Origin of the sequence: Bacillus sp. REN3 (assembly GCF_017912555.1) — a bacterium.
Taxonomy (GTDB): Bacteria; Bacillota; Bacilli; order Bacillales; family Cytobacillaceae; genus Mesobacillus.
The window spans coordinates 19,508-34,213 of sequence record NZ_JAERSD010000028.1 but is presented as its reverse complement, the minus strand read 5'-3'; the positions used below and the strand labels follow the sequence as shown (position 1 = coordinate 34,213).

Genomic DNA, 14,706 nt, shown 5'->3' with positions numbered 1-14,706 from the left:
ACAGTTCAACTGACTGGAGCATAGCCGAGCGCAAGTGCGGCTGCCCCAATCATCCCCGCATCATTTTGGAAGTGGGCTCTGTTTAGTTTGAATGTGATTTCTGGGATGCTTCCGAGCCTTTCCATAAATGGATCCCACCAGTAGTCACTGGATTCCACAACTCCTCCTCCAAGCACAATCATTTCCGGATCGAGGACTGCGTGCACATTCAAGATTCCCTGTACTAAATCATCGCAAAATCTTCCGGTAATCTTTTTAGCGGCAGGATGTCCGTCCTGGGCCAGCCTAAAAAGCCTTCTTGGGCTAAAACTAGCGGAAGCAGCTGCGATTTCAGTAGTAATAGCCCGCTGGATGGCAGTGCCTGATACATACTGCTCCAAACATCCTTTCTTCCCGCAGTTGCAAAGGTGTCCACCAGGGTATAAGATCATATGGCCGATTTCTCCCCCTCCACCTGCATGCCCCCTTAACAATTGCCCGTTCACCACAGCGCCTGCCCCTACCCCTGTTCCCAGGGTGATACAAACAAAATCGCGTATCCCTCTGGCGGCACCGAAGGCACCTTCCGCTATCGCTGCAGCATTTGCATCATTATCTACAGCTACGGGGACTCCGAATTTTTTTTCCAGTGTATCCTTTACATTTGTGCCTGCCCAAAATGGAAGATTGGAAGTCGCCCCGTTGATTTTACCCGAATGGGCATCAACCCTTCCTGCTGTTCCGACCCCGATAGCGGAAATGGGTTCCTTTGATTTATTCGTCAAAGCTCCAATTACCTGGATTATTTGACCCATCACATCTACTTTTCCCGTAGGTTCTGTGACAGATTCCAAAACCACTCCTTCTGCTGTTATAAATCCTGCCTTTATTTTGGTGCCTCCTACATCGACTCCAATTATCGTCATTCTTCTTTTGCTCCCCTTCCTTTTGACATTTCAATAGAAAATCGTCTGGCGATAACCTGGGGCCGGGTAATGGCTGAGCCTACCACGACTGAGAATGCACCTAGTTCTAAGCAGAGAGCAGCTTGTTGGGGCGTTTCTATCCTTCCCTCTGCTACAATCGGACTATCAACCTTTTCTATAATTTCCGACAGGATTGAGGGTTGAAAGGAATGGATGTGGCTTGTATAGGATGTGTAGCCTACAAGAGTAGTAGAGATGAGATCCGCTCCCCCGATCGACACATTAACGGCCTCCTTTGCAGTAGATATATCGGCCATGATCGGGATTTTGGGGAACTTCCTCTTGATTTCAGCCAAAAGCTGATTGGCTGTTCTTCCATCGGGTCTCTCCCTTTCTGTCAAATCCACGGCGATAATATCCGCTCCGGCCTCTGCAATTGCTTCAACCTCCCTTATTGTTGGCGTGATATATATATCGCTATTTTCATAATCTCGCTTATATAAACCGATCACAGGAACCCGGACAGATTTTTTGATTGCCTGGATGTCCTGTGGTGTATTGGCCCTGATACCTGCTGCTCCGCCTTCAACAGCGGCGACTGCCATTTTCGCCATTATTTCAGCCCCATAAAGTGGTTCATTTTCGAGTGCTTGACAGGATACGATCAGTTTTCCTTGCAATTGGTCAAGAATTTGTGCCATTAATTTGCCTCCCCGGTTTAAGGACAGGAATCCGATCTTCCTGCTGGGAATTTTATGTACCTAAAAAAACGTCATCCTTTAGTAATTGTTCCTGAAGGTCCTTTATGCTGAGCTCTTTTGGCAGAACTCCCTTTAACAATGAAAGTGCAGCTGCCGTCCCGGCCGCCTGGCCAGTCGCCATTGCACTAGGCGTCAGCCTCGTGGTCGCGAATGCTTCATGGGTAGTCGAAATACACCGTCCAGCTGCCAGCAAGTTATCCACCTTCTTGGCAAGAAGACAACGATACGGAATATCAAATACACCGTCTCCCCCGATGAAAGCTACTGAAATACTTTTCGTTGCTGGGTCATGTATATCAATTGGATAGGCACTTTTTGCTATACAATCTAGAAATTTCGAACCGGCTACAACATCTTCTTTCGTAAGAATATATTCTCCTTCAATTCTTCTGGTTTCCCTTACGCCAATTTGTGTAGCGGTTGATGATAGCACTGCATTTTCAAAACCTGGGACGCTTTCTTTGAAAAATTTCACAAGCATGGCAATTTGCCTTCTGCCTTCCTTCTCGGCTTCTGTCAGCTCCCAAGAATCTGTTCCTTTATATCCTTGAACCCTTGAACAATTAATCAATACTTCGTCTGGCCCTGGTCCAGTAAAAAACAAAACATGGTCCCGGTTAATCGGCAACCCAGCTTTCTCCCAAATATCATAAAAACCCTGGACAGCCGTTAAAGGGAGCCCTTCTTCAAGCTCGTTGAACAAAGTTTTATGGTAAAACTGGTCTTTATGTTCCAGGAGATAGTCCCTGACTGTCTCTAAATCTACTCCACTCAGCCTGAACTTCATGGTCATTGGCTGGGTGAGACGGTCGCCTTCCCGTCCATATTGCATCGGGACGCCTGCAGCATAGGCTAAATCGCCGTCCCCGGTGCAGTCTATAAAAACAGAAGCGCTTAACTGCTCACGGCCAGACTTGCCTACTATGGTGAGGGATGTAATTTTGTTATCCTCCACTGTCACTTCCTCTGTCAAAGAGTGAAGAAGCAAATCACAACCTGCCTCTTCAAGCATCTCGAGCACGACCATCTTAAATTCTTCTGTTTTATAAGGAGTCACCGAATATACAAATCCGATTGTATCCCTTACATGTCCTGGAGAAGCACCAATGTTCACCAAACGGGTTACGATTTCTTCTGCGATCCCTCTGATAACCTGTTTTCCTTGGTGATTATGAAATGTCATCCAGGGGTAAACCAAAGCTGCTGTTGACATGCCCCCAAGAAATCCATATCTTTCAATCAGGAGCGTACGATAACCCATCCTGCTTGCTGCTATCGCTGCATTGATACCGGACGGACCCCCGCCAGCGACAATCACATCGTACTCTTTCTTCATTGGTCCACCCTTTCCTTCGTTTCGAAATAGATTATCCTTCATTGATGATTCAAAATCACAGATTTGCCGGTTTCCGCGGATTTATATGCTGCCAGAGCTGCTTCCATCGCCTTAAGGCCATCAAGGCCGCTGATCGAAGGTCTGCCGCCTGTCTTAACAGTAAAAACAAAGTCTTCAATCAATCCGAAATCAATATCATTTCCCGCATATACAAAGGACATTGTCTGGTCGCTTTGCTGTTTGTAGAGCCTTAACTGGTCGCCAAACGCGTCAACACTGACCGTTTTTTTCGTGCCTATCACTTCAATTGTCGCATCGCCCCATGCAGGATACTTAGAAAACCGGGACCAGCTTGTGTCATGGGAAGCAATCGTTCCATCTTCAAATTCCAGCGTCAGCAATCCAGCATCATCTATATCCATATCTGAAAAGTAATGCCCGATCGTCGCATAGACTTCCTTGATTTCCTTACCTAAATACCACCTCATAATATCCACCATATGGACAGTATGGTCCAGGACTGCTCCTCCACCGGAATAGCCCTTATCAACAAACCAGCCTCCCGGGTTTTGGCCGCGATTGGTTGTTCTCATAGCCAGGATCTTTCCCAGTTCTCCGTGATCGATCATCTTCTTTAACTTTCGGATTCCTTTGCTGAACCTGACTGGAAAAGCAGTCTGAAGGATCACGTTATTCTCTTTACAAGCTGCAATCATGGCTTCTGCATCCTCAACTGTTGTCGCAAGAGGCTTTTCACATAAAATATGTTTTTTTGCCGCTGCAGCTTTCAAAACCATTTTTTTATGAAAAATATTTTCACTGCAAATGATCACAGCATCGAGATCATCATTTAAAAAAGCATCCATGTCACTTAAGTGTGGAACACCGAATTGTTCTCCAGCTCGTTTGCCCCTTGCCTCATCATCGTCAAAAACAGCCGATAACTCTGCGCCATCCAGATTCTTAAGGCAATTCGCATAACTATATGCATGCATATGGGCAAAACTCATGATTCCGACTTTTATCATCGTCCATCCTCCTTTGCAATCTGAGGAAGTTGTTCCAGAAGGATTTTCAACTCTTCTTCCAAGGATCGTGAAACTTTTTTAGAATTTGATAAGATGGACTCCGCATCCAGCAATAGCCTTTGCGAATCCCCTGTCAAAACGCTTAGCGCCTGCTGGTCCGATGAATAGGCAAGAACGGTATTCAAACTGGACCATTCCATTTCCAGCTTTTCCTTATTTGAATGGAAGATAGAGTATTCAAGATGAGCCATAACATCTTGTCCAAATCGTATACTTATAATGAAATGGCCAGTTCCTGAATGTTCATCAAAAACCGTTTTCGCAAAAAAACTCTCTCCTTTACCAAACTGTTGGCTTAGTACATAGAGATCAGCCAGGGATTTTTTGATGATCCCCTTGTCTCCTGACATCCTCCTTATACGAAGAACGCCATTTTGATTGGCATTCATCTCATCAAGTTCTTTTAACATTTGTTTGGAAGAAGGATAATGCTCCAAGTCAAAATATAGGTAGATGGATTTTGAGCTAAGGCTGTTCAATTTCTCCAGATGGCCAAGAAAAAAATCCGGGGGCATAAATAGCTCATCACCCTTTTCCAAAAATGATTCAACATTAGGGAACAAGCTGTCCAGGATATATAATTCCTGGTCCTTATCTTCCTGCGTAAGTTTGGTTAAAGTTTCGCCAGTATCAACGAAAGAAAAATTCAGCTTCACACCATCCAAATCCACATTGTTTTGGTCACAAATAATTATTTTCATCTTTAAGCCACCCTCGTTATAAAATGAATACTTGGGTATACCGTCAGTCGTCAGTATTTTTCGCTGAACACAATCTCTGTTTTCTTTTCAGCAGATTCATAAACAGCTTCCAGGATTTTCATGATTTCCACGCCATCACCTACGGGGGCGATTTCCTCTTCCGTTCCGAGACAACAATTAATAAAATGATTTACTTCCCGATCGAATGCCTGCTCGAAATTGAAAGTCTTATTATCTACCTGGGGATCGATATTAAGGATGGTATTGTGTTTTTCGGTTACAAACAGGAGTTCAGGTTCGATTTCTGCTCCGCCTTTATCTCCGTAAACTTTCACTGACACCTCATTCTCTTTGGCATGCAAGGTAAAACTTACATCCACAAACAAGGACGCCCCATTCTCAAACCGGATCAGCGCATTGGTCAGGTCTTCGACATTATTTTTGCCAGGATCATAGTCTGCAGCTTTATAGAAATCCAAGTTTTCAATATTCTTCCTGTTCCCTAGCAGGTAATATGTATTTCCTGTAACAGAGACAGGCGCCGGCTTCCCCATCAGATACCAGCAAAGGTCAATTACATGGACACCTAAATCAATCAGTGGCCCACCTCCTGACCTCTCTTTGTCGGCAAACCACCCTCCCGGATTTCCAAGCCTCCTCAATATGGATGCTTTAGCATAATAGATATCCCCTAAGTCACCAGAATCAATGAATTTTTTTAGGATATTGGTGTTGTCTCCAAACCGTCTGACAAAACCGACCTGGGCAATCCTATTTGCTTCCTCTGCAGCCTTTTGAACCGAAACCGCCTGTTCGACTGTAAGGCTGAGGGGTTTTTCAATCAGTACGTGTTTGCCTGCCTCAAGTGCTGCTACTGCAATTTCTGCATGAGTATCATTCCACGTGCAAATGCTCACTGCATCGATTTCTTCATTTTCCAGTAGTTTCCTATAGTCTGAATAAAGTTGAGAAATCTGATATTGCTCACCCTTTTGCAAAAGTCGTTCCTTGTTGATGTCACATAATGCCACTAATTCAGCATCAGGATTTTTTCGATAGGGATTAATATGGTATTCCGAGATAGACCCAACTCCTATTACTCCTACTTTAAGCATTTTAAGGACTCCCCTCGTAAAAAATGTAGTTTCGGACCAACTATCATGAATAACGAATGACCTTTGTCAAAACTGAAGAACTTTTGTCCGCAAGACTCTGGAATGCCGTTTTGATCTCCTCCATTTTCACTTCCTCGCCAACATACGGGCGAACATTGATTTTCTTTTCACTTAGAAGGCGAATATATTCTCCCAGGTTTCTTCCTTCAGTCCAGCGGACGAATCCATAAGGATAATCCACCGCATCCCTTTCATAACTAAGGTCATATCTTCCTGGTCCCCCTGCGCGGGAAATAAGGATTTCTGCTTCCTTTGCGAACATATCGCTCCTTGGGAAATCGGGTTCAATATCCCCAACAATGACGACTTTTCCTTTATCGCGCACCCACTTCAGGCTTTGTTGTGTCAATATTGAATGTTTCCCGCCGGCACAAAGCAAAACAGCATCCGCACCCCCATAGTCGCCGGCTGCGGTCAAGCTTCTGCTTAAATCCTCCATGTTGGTATATAGTCGAATGGAAGGAATGCTGTTCAAAAGAGAAGTTCTTTCGGGCGATAAATCATAAGCGTAGACATCGTATGCTGCCGCATGAGCAATTTGGGCAACCAGCTGTCCAATGATTCCAAGACCCGCAACGACAATCCTTTCGCCGAATTGCAGCCTAGCGATCCGCAGAGCGTGGATGGCAATTGCCCCAATTCCTCCTAGGGCAGCTTCCTTTGGATCGACATTCCCTGGTACCTTACAACATAAGGTTTTGGGAACAAGCAGATATTCAGAATGTTTTACGTAAGGGGCACCGTAGCATGCTACCAGGTCCCCGACATTGTAGCCGTCCACTTCTTCTCCGCATTCTTCCACTACTCCCACGCCACTGTATCCCAGGTCTATTTGCCGATTTTCACTCACATTGATCAACGTCAGCTCGGTACCGGGACTGATTGCCGTATACAGCGTTTTTATCAGTAGATAAGATGGCTTCACATTCGGTTTTACTTCGGAGATCACTTCGATATCCTGATTTTTAGCAACGATTTTTTTCAAAGCAATCACCTCACCTTCTATATTTTTTCTAATATATTTGTTTGTGAAAGTTTTGATTTCAAGCGCTGATGGAAAATCTTATCGTCCATTAAGTCAGAAAGATAGATTCTCAATTCGTTCCGTACTTCGCCCAATTCCTTTGAGTTAAGGCCTAAATCAGTAAACATCCTGTAGGTCGGGATTATTTCCCTGAACAGATGGAATCTTGAAGGCTTATAGACATTTTCATTTCCTTGTCGCTCGGCTACTCTCTTCATGGCCGGGATGCTTAATGTATTGGTGCGGATCACCTCTTGGGCCGTTTCGCTACCAATGAAACCAACAAACTTCAAGGCAGCGTTTTTCTTTGAAGAGTATTTATTTATCGCGAGTCCAATGATCAGCAATAACGTGCCAGGATCTTTCATATATGGCAGAGGAGCGATGTCATATTGTATCGAATGCTTCCTAATTTCGTTCAATGAGAAATAGGATGCCATGATCATGGACGCTTTTTGTTCAAGGAAGATTTTCTCGGCATCCCTGTCACTATCCGATAAAAATGTATTCATTGTGCCTTGTTCATCAAATGTTCTCCTGATGAAATTCACACTCTGCATTAATTCGTCCACTGGGAAAGATATATCCCCCTGCTCATTTCTGTCGAATTCAACCCGGTTTTGCAGCATGAAAATCGGCCAGCGATTCATTGAAAGAGGATGGAAGTAAAGTCCGCATGCTTTATCATCTTCATGGTCGGCCATCAGCCTGCTGGCAATCTCAAGCGCTTCCGTCCATTTCCAGCCGCTATCCGGATACGGCAGGTTACTCGCATCAAAATGATCCTTATTGTAACAAAGGACGATGGGCGAGAAGACAAATGGCCTGACATATACTTGATTTGATTTTTCATGTTTTTTAAAGGGATGCTGAAGGAATGAATAAGAATCCTCATCCCAATCCATTTCTTCAAAAACTGAATCGTGAAGCTGATCAAAGTCTTTGAAATCCTTGAAGTTGATGGTGACAACATCAATCATGTCATTATGGAAAAAATCAAAAACTGTTTGCTGATAGTGGTCGTATGGAAGTGCGATTGTCTGGACTTTGATGTTTGGGTTCTCGACTTCGAATTTCCTTATCAATTCCTGGAATTGTGCATCCTTGATCAATGTAGGATAATAGCCCACACGTAAAATGATCTGGTCGAAAGGTTGAGTGGAAACCACCATATTCCCAATCCTTGATTTCTTTACGATCAACCCTTCAGCCACCAATTCCTCCAACCCCTTGCGGACTGAGTTCTTGCTTAATCCGAACTGTTCAGCAAGAAGGAGCTCAGAAGGCAAATACTCCCCGATTTTGATATCTCCCTTTAGGATTTGCTGCCTGATTGTTGAAACCATTTTATTTAATTGAACCTTAAAAACCTCACGACTTTTTTTACCGCTCATTTGATGACGAATCCTTTCTGAAAAAAATTATTTCATTCCTGATAAAGCAATCCCTTTAACAAAGTACTTCTGGAAGAAAAGGAAGATTAAAAAAGTAGGGATAAATGAAAGTACAGACCCAGCCATTTCAACCCCGAAGTGCCCCTCTTTAGTCAGCAGGGATGCCAGCCCTACCGTGACCGGGAACATTTCCTCACTGGTAGTAAAAATAAGAGGCGTCAATAGATCGTTCCAATTGCTGATGAATGCAAATGTTCCCACAGTCGCAATGACTGGTTTTGCCAATGGAAGATAGATCCGGAAGAAAACTGTGAAATCATTGGCGCCATCTATATGTGCTGCCTCTTCCAAATCTTTTGGCAGCGTCATCATGAACTGCCTGACGAAGAAAACACCCATAATCCCCCAAATTTCCGGGACGATTAAAGGAAGATAAGTGTTAATCCACCCAAGTTCACTGAACATGATGTAGCGGGGGATAATTAAAAGCTGCCCTGGGATCATGACAACTCCCATCATCATCCAAAAGATGAACTCCCTGAATGGAAATTGTTTTCTTGCAAATATATAACCAAGGACTGCCGAGAAAAACATTGTACTGAAGACAGGTATGATGGTGATGATCAGTGAGTTCATGATCCATTGAGCATACTTTGCGTTTGTAAAGATATACGTGAAATTCCCAAGGGATAACTTTTCTTTCAGCACCCATGCAAACGGATTTCCCATGGGTGTCCTTAATTCCAAAAGTGATCCCACAGCCATTATAAAGAACGGTGTAAAGAATAGCAGGCCTATCCCGAATAACGGAATATAAATCCAGTTTCTCTGTAATGCTTTCAATTTGCTTCCCCTCCCGATTATTTGTAGCTGACTTCCTTACCCATATACTTCTTTTGAATGAGGGAAATGAAGAAAATGATAAAGAACAGTACATATGCCAGAACACTTGCATACCCCAAACGCAATGAGGTGAAGCCTTCCTGATAGAGGTAATAGACAATTGTCGTCGTTGAATGACTTGGCCCGCCGGAGGTTAAGAGGAATGCCGAGTCAAAGATCTGGAATGAACCGATTGTTGTTATGATCGCTACGTAGAAGTGAATCGGCAAAAGCAGGGGAAAAGTGATTTTCCAAAATGTTTTCCATGATGATGCCCCATCTATTCTTGCAGCTTCATATAATTCTTCAGGAACCGATTGCAATCCCGCATAATAGTATATCATCGTGCTACCGCACACTTTGAAAATGGACAGACCCGCCAACACAATTAACGCCTGGCTGGAATCGGATAAAAACAGTTGGGGTCCAATCCCTAGATAATTCAAAAGAGTGTTGATGAATCCATCACTGGTCCCTTTGAACAGCCAGGACCAAATACCCGAGATTACTACGAATGAGGTTACGACAGGCAGGAAAAACAAGCCTTTGAAAAAGCCTGTACCAAGTTTTCCGCTATTGATCAAAAGAGCCAGGATCAAGCCCAAGGCCATCGTAGGGATTATGTAATAGAAGGAAAACATGATTGTATTCCATAGCGCTTTCCAGGCAAGCGGGTCATTGAAAAGACCAAGCCAGTTTTTTAACCCGACAAATTTCGGCTCCCCAATTACCGGCCAGTTAGTAAAAGTGAGCACAAAGCTGAATAGTATAGGGAACAACTGAAAAATCGCAAAATGGATAAGAATCGGAATAAGGAAAATATAGACCAAACCATATTTATCCCAGTTTTTCTTAAGTCTTTCTCTTCGTGAAAGAGTATGTATCCTCTGATGATCAGGAGGGTAACTCAAATCAACTTTGTTCTCCAAAAGGTCCTCCTCCTTCGGTACTGTTTTTTGGCAAAGAGAGAGGAGAAATTTACATTTCTCCTCTCGAAAAGGCTTACTGCTTGTCAATTTCTGCTTGAATCGCCTCAGCCGCCGCATCTGCTGCTTCTTTAGGGGATTTGGCTCCCTCTAGCATCGCCTGCAATTCAGCTTGAACCTTTGGCAATATATCGCGGGCAACCGGATGGATGACTCCCGGCTTTGTATATTTGACCCATTCGGTCATTTGCTTCATTTCTGGGTCATTATCATAAAGCGTAGCCGCAGATTTCCTTGGAGGGATATATTTTGTCAGTTCATTAAACGCCTTTGAGTTCTCACTGTTCGTCATATGCTTGATCAATTGAGCCGCCGCTTCCTTGTTATCGCTATTGGAAGGGACTACAAACATCCCCGTGGTTCCGAAGGTCAGCTGCTCTTCACCTTTTAAAGGAGGACCCAGTATATAATCTTTGAAGTCTCTTTCTTTCAAAGTACTTAATGTTAAACCAGTTGCTCCCGAGGAAAAAGATTTGCCTTCTAGGAATTGGTCAAAATGATCAAGTGTATTGATTGAATCCTTGGGAATCCACCCTTTTGTATACCAGTCATTGATTCTTTCGAATGCTTTTACACCTTCAGGACTGTTGATGACCACTTTGCCCTTTTCATCAATGATGTCTCCGCCAGCCTGCCATAAGATAGGATAAAGCGTTGCATTCAGCGTATTTCCGCCTTCAAAGCCTCGGGCATAATATCCTTTTTCGACTGCCTTTTTGGCCAGGGCATCAAATTCTTCCCAAGTTGTTGGTACCGCATCTTTGCTGCCGCCTATTTCCTCAAGGATTTTCGTATTATACACATTTGCCCTGACTTCATGGAGAATTGGCAGGCCGAATAAATCTTCTTTATATGTAACAGCCTCCAATGAGCTTTCCGGAAAATCTTCTTTGTCCAAATCATCACCAAGCAACTCAGTGATTGGAGTCAAGACTCCCTTTTCCGCAAATTGTCCCATCATATCGGGGATGAGGTAAAATACATCCGGCCCTTGTCCAGCAGCCAAAGCTGTCAGGATTTTTTGTTCTCTATTTGCCCATGGAATCTCTTCAAACTTCACTTTAACATCAGGATATTCCTTGTTGAAAGAATCTGCCATTTGTTTAAACACGGCAGTTTGCTTATCCTTCAGATCCTTGCCTACGTATGGATGCACCCAGACTGTAAGTTCACCTGACTTTTTCCCAGCTTTGCTGTCTTTGCTGCCAGTAGTGGCACTGTCTTTGGAACAGGCCGATACCACCAGCATGACAACCATCGCAATAATTAAAGCAAAAAACTTTTTCCCCCTCATACTCTTCCTCCTTATTGGTTCATATCTGGTTCTTATAATTTATAATACGAAAGCGGTTTCAAGTTGTCAATACACTTTATTAAATATTTAGAAAATTCATTCGTGTTTTTTTATTTCTTTATAATACTGGGCTTTGTATCTAAAAAAATGAGAGAATGAATATATTAACTAGTTATGACCCAGGGTTTCCATCTGGAAAACTTTACGTGTTTTTCCGCTTACCGAAAGACTTTTCCGTTGAGGACAGGGCGGTTTTTGTTCAAGCATTTTCTCATGTTCAAGTTCTATCAGCTGGCTTCTCCTTAAAAATGCTGTGAGCCCCCGCTCCCATGGGTTAACAACAGTTAAAAATTCCGATTGCCATTAAATTGACGATGCCTGGCCGGGGATGCCGGAACTTCCCCGGCCAGGCGATCATTAATAGCTGACTAGTTTCAAGCTGGCCAGCAAAACAGTTTTTGCGTCTTCGGATAACAGCTTTTCTGAACTGTCTTTCCTCACTTCCCCTATCGCCTTTTCAATGAATTGCGCTGCCTTTTCCTTCGATCCAGCGTTTACAAAATAGGCTGCTTGTGTAAAATCATTGGATAATTGTCTGTAGAGGGCTTCCTGAATATCACCTTCCTGGCGATAATGATCAATCAATTCCTGAAGTCTCTCAATATTTATCCTCGACCTGGAGATTGCCAATTTGAACAGGTGGGAGCCAGATGCGTAATATACATATCCGTCATCTCCTATGTCCATTAAATGTACATTATCCATTACTTTTACATGAGCCATCGAATCAGGATCCAAAACGGTTAATTTCCTGCCCAGTGTAGTATATAAAAGACCGTCAGTACCCCACCTTAAGAAAATGGGCCTCCATTTACTGGCTGCATAAGTGCTCGGATAGATCAGTTTGCTTTTAACTACTTGGTAGGTCGCCGGATCCATCGCAAAAATCGTTCCGTCCACAGCTCCCCACAGGAGACCATCAGGTCCGAATGATAACTCGCCGATCATTTTGGGCGGGGTATCTATACCGGGGGTGTCTGGTGTGAATTCGGCTACTTTTTCTCCTTTCACCGCATCCCAAACAAAGACTTTCGCCTCCTGGCTTTCAGGATCACTGCCTCCTCCTCCCCATACAGATGTGCCTCCAAACAGGAGCCCATCTTTAAAAGCAAGTCCAACTATGCTTTGATTTTTTACCAAGTTTCGAGTGACGCTCCATTCTCCTGATCCTTCATCGTAAACTGTCAATGCACCGCCTAACTCCCCATAACCAGGAATGGTGCCGATAAAGAGTTTGTTGTCACCCGATGCAAAAGTAAACGGACGGTCCTGGAATTCCTCAATATCGTAAGCCAATCCTGGATTATGGCTTGGACTTTCTCCAAAGTCCAGGGGCTTTTCAGGATCATATTGATAAATCTTTGCACCACCATAAGTTCCGAAATATACTTTTCCATTCAGGAATCCCATTCCTTCAGGCTGCGGCATCCAGCTCAGGTTGTGGGTGATTTCCTCCTTATCCATATCAAAAATGCTCATGCCACGATGATAGCCGCCCAGGTACAACCTTCCGTCAAACCCCTTTTCAAGTGACTGTACGGGGACCCCTTGCGGCTCAATTTCAGGGAAAATGGCAGTAACTTCATTTTTATCAGGATTGTATTGTAAGTACTCTGAAAAACCAGTTACAATCCCAAGGACATACCCGCTGCCTGCCTTTATCCAGTCCAACTTTCTAGTGGTATAGTCCAGATCGGGTAATCCTTCTATTTTCACACTTCTGTTTTCTGTTAGACTATAGCGATATAGATCTGAACCAAAAATGTAATACATATCATCGCCATTCTTCGGAGATGGCGGGGATATTTCTCCTTTGTATTTAATCGTATTGATGTGCTCAAGGGTCCCTTCATCCAGTACATAGAGGGTAGACCCTCCTGCACGGATAAACAATTTGCCGCCATATGCCTCTATATTGGCAATCGAATTATTTTGACCTGAAATCGGGATCTTCACCTCTTCCTTCTCTCCCGTTTTCAGGTTCATGCGGGTTACATATGCGGTAGTCCCTATCCCGACGTAAAGATAGTCTCCAGAAAGGCCAAGCCCCCGGGCATATTTCTGGCCTTCTTTAAAAGTCCCGAGATCCGCGAATGTCCCTGTATTGATATCAAATTCAAATACCTTTGCGTTAGGATATGTCGCTCCATATACCTTTCCATCTTCGCTCATTTCAAGATCCCAAACCCAATTGTCGGAAGGGTTTTTCCCAAGGTTCTCAATTCTTTTCTCATGAGGCAAATATCGATACAGAATCCCGTCTTCCGTGCCGGCGAAATAGACATTCCCATCGCTTCCGACAGTCGTTGCCCAAATAGTATCTGTACGAGGAATCGCCTGCGAGAAAATCTTTTCTCCAGTTTCTCCATCAATTGCATAGAAGGTGGCAGGAACACCATTAACTGCAAAATAAATTTCACTCCTGCCGTTCTCACTTGATGAAAATGCCGCAGAAGAATTCAGGGAAGCTTTGACTGCTTCTCCCAGATCTACAGATTCCCCAACTTTGAGATCCAGCTGCGGTTCCCAGGAGAAATGCACATTATCAACATTGGCTGTCGTTACAGATGAAACTCCTGAGTAAATCAGCAATTCAGCGCTTACTGCGCCGTGTGGCGCCTTCCCGCTGACACTTCCTTTCATCCACTCCCCTGTCGGCATATTACTAGCTTTCACAGTTTCTGTGAACCTACCGATTTCTTTTCCCTGATGATCAAGATACAGCAAGTAAAGACTGAGTGTCCCTTTTTCCAGACTTAAATCAGCGTCGAATCGGTAATATTGTCCAGGTGTAACAGAAGCTTGGCTGCTGCTTAATCCAGCTGATTGTCCATCCAGGCGGTCCTCCACCTTAAGACTCTGTTTCCCTTCCGAAGATTTGGCTGGATCAACGGCAAACGCCCCCTTACCAAATGTCTCTTTCCATCCAGCTAAAGACTCGCTATCTTCGAATCCAGCATTTTCAATATAGTAACTGGAATAACCTTCCTTTTTTTGGCTGTCTGCAAAGCCATGCTGGCTGGCAGCAGGGAGAGCCAATGAGAAAACAATGGCTGAAACACCTATTTTAAAAAGAACAGATCTGAACAATACTTTTCCC

General features: G+C 43.8%; 12 protein-coding genes. All 12 read right to left on the bottom strand.

Going from position 1 to position 14,706, the window contains the following annotated elements; genetic code table 11:
- Positions 1-5: 5 nt before the first annotated feature.
- The 12 genes from JJQ88_RS18705 to JJQ88_RS18650 all read right to left on the bottom strand — a co-directional run bounded on the left by JJQ88_RS18705 (position 6) and on the right by JJQ88_RS18650 (position 14,696).
- On the bottom strand, positions 6-905 hold the full coding sequence (locus JJQ88_RS18705; RefSeq protein WP_210367558.1) for an ROK family protein: 900 nt from the start codon (positions 903-905) through the stop codon (positions 6-8).
- Entirely contained in the window at positions 902-1,606 is a 705-nt protein-coding gene (locus tag JJQ88_RS18700; protein WP_210367557.1) for an N-acetylmannosamine-6-phosphate 2-epimerase, read from the bottom strand. The genes JJQ88_RS18705 and JJQ88_RS18700 overlap by 4 nt, the downstream gene beginning before the upstream one ends.
- A gap of 52 nt (positions 1,607-1,658) precedes the next feature.
- The gene (locus tag JJQ88_RS18695) at positions 1,659-3,002 is read right to left on the bottom strand and encodes an FAD-dependent oxidoreductase (RefSeq protein ID WP_210367556.1); all 1,344 of its coding nucleotides are present in this window, start codon (positions 3,000-3,002) and stop codon (positions 1,659-1,661) included.
- Between the two features lie 38 nt (positions 3,003-3,040).
- Positions 3,041-4,027: a Gfo/Idh/MocA family protein gene (locus JJQ88_RS18690; protein ID WP_210367577.1), complete on the bottom strand. Its 987-nt coding sequence runs from the start codon at positions 4,025-4,027 to the stop codon at positions 3,041-3,043.
- Complete coding sequence (locus JJQ88_RS18685) at positions 4,027-4,791, bottom strand: hypothetical protein (protein WP_210367555.1); 765 nt, start codon at positions 4,789-4,791, stop codon at positions 4,027-4,029. The genes JJQ88_RS18690 and JJQ88_RS18685 overlap by 1 nt, the downstream gene beginning before the upstream one ends.
- A gap of 50 nt (positions 4,792-4,841) precedes the next feature.
- Positions 4,842-5,906, bottom strand: coding sequence for a Gfo/Idh/MocA family protein (locus tag JJQ88_RS18680; protein ID WP_210367554.1), 1,065 nt, complete (start codon positions 5,904-5,906; stop codon positions 4,842-4,844).
- 43 nt (positions 5,907-5,949) lie between these two features.
- Positions 5,950-6,960 carry a zinc-dependent alcohol dehydrogenase gene (locus JJQ88_RS18675; protein WP_349237159.1) on the bottom strand — a complete coding sequence of 337 codons (1,011 nt, stop codon included), beginning with the start codon at positions 6,958-6,960 and terminating at the stop codon, positions 5,950-5,952.
- Between the two features lie 8 nt (positions 6,961-6,968).
- Positions 6,969-8,384, bottom strand: a complete 1,416-nt coding sequence (locus JJQ88_RS18670; protein WP_210367552.1) for an extracellular solute-binding protein — start codon at positions 8,382-8,384, stop codon at positions 6,969-6,971.
- Positions 8,385-8,411: 27 nt separating this feature from the next.
- Entirely contained in the window at positions 8,412-9,227 is an 816-nt protein-coding gene (locus JJQ88_RS18665) for a carbohydrate ABC transporter permease (RefSeq protein WP_246861280.1), read from the bottom strand.
- Positions 9,228-9,244: 17 nt separating this feature from the next.
- Entirely contained in the window at positions 9,245-10,150 is a 906-nt protein-coding gene (locus JJQ88_RS18660) for a carbohydrate ABC transporter permease (RefSeq protein WP_481748319.1), read from the bottom strand.
- 118 nt (positions 10,151-10,268) lie between these two features.
- Complete coding sequence (locus JJQ88_RS18655; protein ID WP_210367550.1) at positions 10,269-11,546, bottom strand: sugar ABC transporter substrate-binding protein; 1,278 nt, start codon at positions 11,544-11,546, stop codon at positions 10,269-10,271.
- A gap of 417 nt (positions 11,547-11,963) precedes the next feature.
- On the bottom strand, positions 11,964-14,696 hold the full coding sequence (locus JJQ88_RS18650) for an FIMAH domain-containing protein (protein WP_210367549.1): 2,733 nt from the start codon (positions 14,694-14,696) through the stop codon (positions 11,964-11,966).
- Between the last annotated feature and the right edge of the window lie 10 nt (positions 14,697-14,706).

Coding starts and splice junctions, on each gene's coding strand:
- JJQ88_RS18695 (WP_210367556.1), bottom strand. CDS start 3,002: ATGAAGAAAGAGTACGATGTGATTGTCGCTGGCGGGGGTCCGTCCGGT.
- JJQ88_RS18680 (WP_210367554.1), bottom strand. CDS start 5,906: ATGCTTAAAGTAGGAGTAATAGGAGTTGGGTCTATCTCGGAATACCAT.
- JJQ88_RS18655 (WP_210367550.1), bottom strand. CDS start 11,546: ATGAGGGGGAAAAAGTTTTTTGCTTTAATTATTGCGATGGTTGTCATG.
- JJQ88_RS18705 (WP_210367558.1), bottom strand. CDS start 905: ATGACGATAATTGGAGTCGATGTAGGAGGCACCAAAATAAAGGCAGGA.
- JJQ88_RS18685 (WP_210367555.1), bottom strand. CDS start 4,791: ATGAAAATAATTATTTGTGACCAAAACAATGTGGATTTGGATGGTGTG.
- JJQ88_RS18670 (WP_210367552.1), bottom strand. CDS start 8,384: ATGAGCGGTAAAAAAAGTCGTGAGGTTTTTAAGGTTCAATTAAATAAA.
- JJQ88_RS18700 (WP_210367557.1), bottom strand. CDS start 1,606: ATGGCACAAATTCTTGACCAATTGCAAGGAAAACTGATCGTATCCTGT.